Origin of the sequence: Kitasatospora sp. GP30 (assembly GCF_029892145.1) — a bacterium.
GTDB classification, from domain to species: Bacteria; Actinomycetota; Actinomycetes; order Streptomycetales; family Streptomycetaceae; genus Kitasatospora; species Kitasatospora acidiphila.
In genome coordinates, this window is sequence record NZ_JARZAH010000009.1 from 231,396 (window position 1) to 238,067 (window position 6,672).

The window sequence follows — 6,672 nt, forward strand, 5'->3', positions numbered from 1 at the left end:
GGGCGGCGCGGGCGGCTCTTCCTCCCGTGAGGGAGCCGCCCGCGGCTGCTCGGATCGTCAGCTGAGGTTGGTGATCGCGGCCTTCACCTTGGTGCCGACGGCCGCCGGCATCGGGACGTAGCCCTTGCTGGAGATCGCCTGCTGGCCGGCGTCGCTGGCCGTGTAGGTGAGGAAGGACTTCAGGCTGTCGAGCGTGTCGGCCTTGTTGCCCTTGTCGCAGGCGACCTCGTAGGTCACCAGGACGATCGGGTAGGCGTTCTCCGCCTTGGTGCCGTAGTCCAGCTGCAGCGCCAGGTCGTTGCCGGTGCCGACCACGGTGGAGTTGCCCAGCGTGATGGCCGCGTTGGCGGCGGTCGGGTCGACCGCCTTGCTGGCGCCGGTGTTGATCGAGGCGCTGTTCAGGCCGTTGATCTGGGCGTAGGAGAGCTCGACGTAGCCGATCGAGCCCTTGGTGGCCTTGACCTGCGAGGAGACGCCGGCGCTGCCGCTGGCCGACTGGCCGCCCTTGCCCTGCCAGGTCTTGTTCGGCGCGGCGGTCCAGGCGCCGTTCGAGGCCTTGCCGAAGTACGAGGTCAGGTTGTAGGTGGTGCCGGAGTCGTCCGAGCGGTGGAACGTGGTGATGTCGGTCGACGGCAGGGTGACGCCCGGGTTCAGCGCGGCGATCGCCGGGTCGTTCCACTTGGTGATCTCCGAGTTGAAGATCTTCGCGGTGGTCGAGCCGTCCAGCGTGAGGTGGCTGACACCGTCCACGTTGAAGACGATCGAGACCAGACCGGCGACCATCGGCAGGTCGATCGCCTGACCGCCCTGGCAGACCGCCTTGGAGGCGTCGATGTCGGTCGGCTTGAGCGCGAAGTCGGTGCCGGCGAAGGCGACCTTGCCCTGGTTGAACTGCGCGACACCGGCACCGGAGCCGACACCGTTGTAGTTCAGCGTGGTGCCCGAGCAGGCGTTGCCGTAGGCGTTCTTCCACACGTCGATGGCGTTGCCCTGCGCGGTCGAGCCGGCGGCCAGCAGGTTGGCCTGCTTGCTCGCACACGCGATCGCGGCCGCCGGGCTGGCGCCACCGCTGGCGGTCGCGCCGCCGGTGGAGTTGTTGTTGTCCGAGCCGCAGGCCGCGAGCGACAGCGAGCTGACGAGCGCCACGGCACCGATCGCGAGGGCCTTGGAGCGGCCGTTCCGCTGGAGCTTCACAGGGTGTCCCTTTCTTTGGCACAGTCCGCGGGCCCGACCCCTGGTCGGGCGCCCGGCGCGGACCTTGCTGTGGTCCGGGGCCTCTTCGGCCCTCCGGTAGGACCGAAGCTAGGCGGGGCAGGTGACGCATCAGCCGGTCGTAAGTGAATGGAGGGTGAACCTCGAACGGATGCCAGGAAACATGGTCCGGTAGTCACGGTTGCATCACGGCAAGGAGTCAACCAAGACACGAGATCAGCTGACGTGCACCCCTCCGACGGACCAACAGAAGCAGATCCGCCGACATTCAGTCAGATCGGCGCGCCAGTTGCTCCAGCAGGGCGTCGATCAGCAGCCGGTCCCGGTCATGGGTGAGCTTGGCCCGGGCCTTGTCCGGCTTCAGCCACTTCATCCGGTCCACCTCCCGGTTCGGCCGGAACTCCCCGGAGACCGGCACCGCCGCCCAGTAGCGGACCTCCTTGGGGCGGCCGTTCGCCAGATAGTGCTGCGCGGGCAGCGGCGCCAGCAGCCGGCAGACCAGCCCGGTCTCCTCCGCCACCTCGCGGACCGCCGCCTCCCAGGGCGACTCACCGCGCCGCAGCTTGCCCTTCGGCAGGCTCCAGTCGTCGTACTTGGGGCGGTGGATCAACGCGATCCGGGGCCGGCGCAACGTGCCGTCGGCCCGCGGCTCGCCCGGCGTCCAGAGCACCGCGCCCGCCGCCAGGATCGTCCGGGGCGTTCCCGCCGGGTGCCCGGCGCCGGCCGGCCGAGCGGCGTGCGACCGTTCACCGTGCCACGGCACCGACCGCCTCGCCTCCCGCAGCTGCCGGCGGGCCAACTGCTCGGACCGCTGCTCGCCCATTCATCCCATCCGCTGTCCTGGGGGCCCCTCCCAGCCGTCCAGGCTGAGCGGGAGCTCCGGCCACCGGCTGCCGAAGGCGAACCGCGCCGCCTCGACCTCCAGCCGCTGATCAGCATGCACCACCCCCAGCACATAGGCCGTGGCAGGGGTGATCCGCGGCGTGCGCGCCGCCGTCGCCGCCGTCACCGCCGCGTCCGCCGCCTCCTGGTGGCAGTCCAGCACCCGGTCCAGCTCCACCAGCTGGTCCCCCGGCCGGCCGCACACCTCCAAGGCGTACCTGGCCCGCTTCAGCAGGATCCGCACCCGGTGCCAGGGCGCGTCGTCCGCCGCCAGCGCGCTGTCCGCGTCTCCCGTCCGCCCCTGCGGCGGCACCACCACCGCCGGCCCGGCCGGCTCCGCGCCGCCCAGCCGGTGCAGCGCGTCCCCCTGGTAGGCGGTCGCCGCCCGGCGCAGCGGCAGCGCCTGCACGGCGGCGCCCAGCGCGGCGAACGCCGCCGCCGCCTGCGACGGCAGCACCTCGCCGGCCTTCCCCCGGGCCGGCTCCACCAGCGGCGCCTCACCGACCAGCAGCGTCATCCGGTCCGCCAGGGCGTGCAGCCGCGCCGAGCGGAGCTCCTGCAGCACGGTGCTGTGAGCGCGGGTACGGGCCAGGGTCAGCTGGCGGTCCAGGAGCGCCCGGGCCTTCGGCGCTCCCTGGTGCCCGGCCAGCATGCCCGGACCGCCCTCACCGGCCGGCGCGGCCCCGCTCAGCGAGTCCACCGCCGCCAGCAGCCTCGCCGAGCGCCGCTGGTAGGCCGGCTCCTGCGCCAACAGGTTGAGCAGCCAGCGCAGTTCGGCCCGTGACTCGTGCGCCCAGCCCGGTTCGAAGACGGCACCGAAGGTGTTCAGCGCACCGCCGACCCGCCGCACCGCGCGCAGCAGCTCCAGCGTCCCCCCGCTGCCTGCCGGGGAGTTGAGCGACGGCAGCGCACCGGGTCTGGCTCCCGCCTCGCCCACCGCCTGCGGCAGCGCGCGAAGGAAGTTGCCCGCCTGCTCGGTGAGATACCGGGAGATGACCTCCCCGGCGGTCGCGGTGGCCGCCGGGGCCGTCATGGGCGCGTCAGTCATGTGGTGGGTACTCCCCGTTCCCCCAGGGCAGGCCGAACCCCCGGGGCAGTGACGGATGGTCAGAGACCGCCGACGGAACTCCGGCGGCGCTGGCGCGAGTCGATGAGCAGCTCCTGGATGTCACGGAGCCGGCGGCCGTCGGCATCATGGCTCCGCCTGAGCCAGGCGCCGTCCGGGCCCAGATGCCAGGAGGCGGTGTCCTCGGCCATACCGAGATCGAGCAGTCCGGACAGCTCCGCACGGTGCGCCGGATCGGCCACCCGGACCAGCGCCTCGATCCGCCGGTCAAGGTTACGGTGCATCATATCCGCGCTGCCGAACCAGACTTCGGGATCTCCGGCATTGCCGAAGACGAACAGCCGGGAGTGCTCCAGGAACCGCCCGAGCACGCTGCGGACCCGGATGTGTTCGCTCAGACCGGCCACCCCGGGGCGCAGCGCGCAGATCCCGCGCACCCAGATGTCCACCGGCACACCGGCCTGCGAGGCCCGGTAGAGCTCGTCGATCACGGCCTCGTCGACGATCGAGTTGACCTTGATCTTGATGTACGCCGGCAGGCCCGCCTCCTTGTTGGCGACCTCGTTGCGGATCCGGACGAGCAGCCCGTCCCGCAGCCCGCGCGGTGCGGTGAGCAGCCGGCGGTAGGACTCCCGGCGCGAGTAGCCGGAGAGCCGGTTGAACAGGTCCGAGAGGTCGCCGCCGACCTGCGGGTCGCTGGTCAGCAGCCCCAGGTCCTCGTACAGCCGGGCGGTCTTCGGGTGGTAGTTGCCAGTACCGACGTGCGCGTAGCGGCGCAGCGTCTCACCCTCCTGGCGAACCACCAGCGACAGCTTGCAGTGCGTCTTGAGCCCCACCAGCCCGTAGACCACATGGCAGCCGGCCTCCTCCAACTTCCGGGCCCACTTGATGTTGGCCTGCTCGTCGAAGCGCGCCTTGATCTCGACCAGCACCAGCACCTGCTTGCCCGACTCGGCGGCGTCGATCAGCGCGTCCACGATCGGCGAATCGCCGGAGGTGCGGTACAGCGTCTGCTTGATCGCCAGCACGTTCGGGTCGGAGGCGGCCTGCTCCAGGAAGGCCTGCACCGAGGTCGAGAAGCTGTCGTACGGGTGGTGCAGCAGCACGTCCCGTTCGCGCATGGCGGCGAAGATGTCCGGCTGCGAGGCCGATTCGACATCGGCCAGCGCCCGGGCGGTACCGGCCACGAACTTGCGGTACTTCAGCTCCGGGCGGTCCAGATCGGCGATCCCGAACAGGCCGGTCAGGTCCAGCGGGCCGGGCAGCGGGAACACCTCGGCCTCGGTGATGTTCAGCTCGCGCACCAGCAGGTCGAGGATGTAGGGGTCGATCGACTCCTCCACCTCCAGCCGCACCGGCGGGCCGAACCGGCGCCGCATCAGCTCCTTCTCCAGCGCCTTGAGGATGTTCTCGGCGTCGTCCTCCTCCACCTCCAGGTCCTCGTTGCGAGTGACCCGGAACGCGTGGTGGGCGAGCACCTCCATCCCCGGGAAGAGCTCCTCCAGGTGCGCCCCCATCACGTCCTCCAGCGGCACGTACCGCTGAGCGGACGCCTCCAGGAACCGGGAGAGCGACTGCGGCACCTTCACCCGGGCGAAGTGCTTGTGGCCGGAGACCGGGTTGCGGACCACCACGGCCAGGTTGAGGCTCAGTCCCGATATGTAGGGGAACGGGTGCGCCGGGTCGACCGCCAGCGGGGTCAGCACCGGGAAGATCTGCTGCCGGAACAGGGTGTGCAGCCGGGACTGCTCGTGGTCGGTGAGCTCGCCCCAGCGCACCACCTCGATGCCCTCGGCGGCCAGGTCGGGCAGCACATCGTGCTGGAAGGTGGCCGCATGGCGGGCCATCAGCTCCCGCGACCTGGTCCAGATCTGGTCCAGCACCTCGCGCGGCTGCAGCCCGGAGGCGCTGCGCTGAGCCACCCCGGTGGCGATCCGGCGCTTCAGGCCGGCCACCCGGACCATGAAGAACTCGTCCAGGTTGCTCGCGAAGATGGCGAGGAACTTGGCCCGCTCCAGCAGTGGGATCTCGGAGTCCTCGGCCAGCTCCAGCACCCGCTCGTTGAACGCCAGCCAGCTGCGTTCACGGTCCAGGAATCGGCCCTGCGGCAGAGCGGCGGGCTCGCCGTCGGTCGTGCTGTCCACCGAGCGACCGAGCGCGTTGGTGATGCTCATGGGTTCCAGCTCCTCCGGGGCCGTGATGTCCGAGGTGCCGTTCTGCTCCGCACCCGACGGACCCGACGGGTAGGGCCAGCCGCCCGGCGCGGTCGCTAGCCGACCGAGCCGAGCCGCGTGACCCAAGCTGCGGGAGCGAGACACTACGGACGTCATCCTGTGATCTTCGCGGCGTCAATTGAATCCACGGTAAACACCGCATGGCCAGGAGGAAAGCTGAGGCGGTCGGGCCCCGGTCGCGCTCAGCTACCGCGCTTCACCTGGTACATCAGGTCTACTTCGTGGACGACGAAGCCCACTCGTTCATATACCCGCACCGCCGCCGTGTTGTCCGCGTCGACGTAGAGCAGCACGGTGTCGAGGCCGCGGTCCAGGGCCAGGTGGCGCAAGCCGACCGTGGTCAGCGCCCGGCCCAGGCCGTTGCCCTGTTCGGCCGGGTCGACACCCACCACATAGACCTCGCCCAGCTCGGGCTCGGTCGCGGTGGCCGGGTGCACCTTGGTCCAGTGGAAGCCGACCAGCCGCTCGTTCCGGAAGGCGAGGAAGAAGCCGTTCGGGTCGAACCAGGGCTCGGCCAGCCGGTCGGCCAGGTCCCGCGTGGTCCAGGAACCCTGCTCCGGGTGGTGGGCGAAAGCCAGGGCGTTCAGCCGCAGCCAGGCCTCGTCGTCCTGCCCCGGCCGGAACGCGCGGACGGTCACGCCCTCGGGCAGCGGGGCCTGCTCCGGCGCCGGCGCGGTGCGGCGCATCTGCCGCAGCTCGCGGATCAGCTCGGCGCCGTAGCGCTGAGCCAGCCGGGCGGCCGCCGGGTGGCCACCGTGCGCCCAGAAGTCGAGGCCGCGGTCCTGGCCGGCGGTCGCGAGCACCGCGTCCACCAACTCGCGGCCCAGGCCCTGCCCGCGCAGCTCCGGGTGCACGGTGAGTTCCACGGTCGCGGCGGCGCCGCCTTCGGCGGGCTCCTCCAACTGCGCGTAGCCGGCGGGCGCGCCCTGGTGGGTCTGCACCAGATGCCGGATACCGGGGCGCGGATTGTCGGCACGCAGCCGGAGCCGGCCCGCCTCGGAGACGGCCTCGCGTCCGTCGGCCTGGGCAGCAGCCTCCAGGACGGTCCGGATGGCGGCGAGATCCTCGGTGGTGAGCGTTTCGGTGGTGTGGATGGCCATGTATGCGACCTTACGCCGGGTCAGCTCGGGCCACTTGGAATAGCAGGAGCCAGAACGCGAAGAAGCCCCGACGGTTGCCCGTCGGGGCTTCTTCTGAAGAATTGTTCGGCGGCGTCCTACTCTCCCACAGGGTCCCCCCTGCAGTACCATCGGCGCTGTAAGGCTTAGCTTCCGGGTT

General features: G+C 71.1%; 5 protein-coding genes and 1 rRNA gene. All 6 read right to left on the reverse strand.

Annotated features, from left to right (window positions below; translation table 11 throughout):
• Positions 1-57 precede the first annotated feature (57 nt).
• Positions 58-1,194: a phosphate ABC transporter substrate-binding protein PstS gene (pstS, locus tag P3T35_RS16995; protein WP_101381698.1), complete on the reverse strand. Its 1,137-nt coding sequence runs from the start codon at positions 1,192-1,194 to the stop codon at positions 58-60.
• Positions 1,195-1,480: 286 nt separating this feature from the next.
• Positions 1,481-1,882: an NUDIX hydrolase gene (locus P3T35_RS17000; RefSeq protein ID WP_228718692.1), complete on the reverse strand. Its 402-nt coding sequence runs from the start codon at positions 1,880-1,882 to the stop codon at positions 1,481-1,483.
• A 153-nt stretch (positions 1,883-2,035) separates the two neighbouring features.
• Positions 2,036-3,142: a CHAD domain-containing protein gene (locus tag P3T35_RS17005; protein ID WP_101381696.1), complete on the reverse strand. Its 1,107-nt coding sequence runs from the start codon at positions 3,140-3,142 to the stop codon at positions 2,036-2,038.
• Between the two features lie 59 nt (positions 3,143-3,201).
• On the reverse strand, positions 3,202-5,460 hold the full coding sequence (locus P3T35_RS17010; protein WP_280706544.1) for an RNA degradosome polyphosphate kinase: 2,259 nt from the start codon (positions 5,458-5,460) through the stop codon (positions 3,202-3,204).
• Between the two features lie 116 nt (positions 5,461-5,576).
• Positions 5,577-6,494, reverse strand: coding sequence for a mycothiol synthase (gene mshD / locus P3T35_RS17015; protein WP_101381694.1), 918 nt, complete (start codon positions 6,492-6,494; stop codon positions 5,577-5,579).
• A gap of 103 nt (positions 6,495-6,597) precedes the next feature.
• Positions 6,598-6,672, reverse strand: a 5S ribosomal RNA gene (gene rrf / locus P3T35_RS17020); the annotation flags it as partial.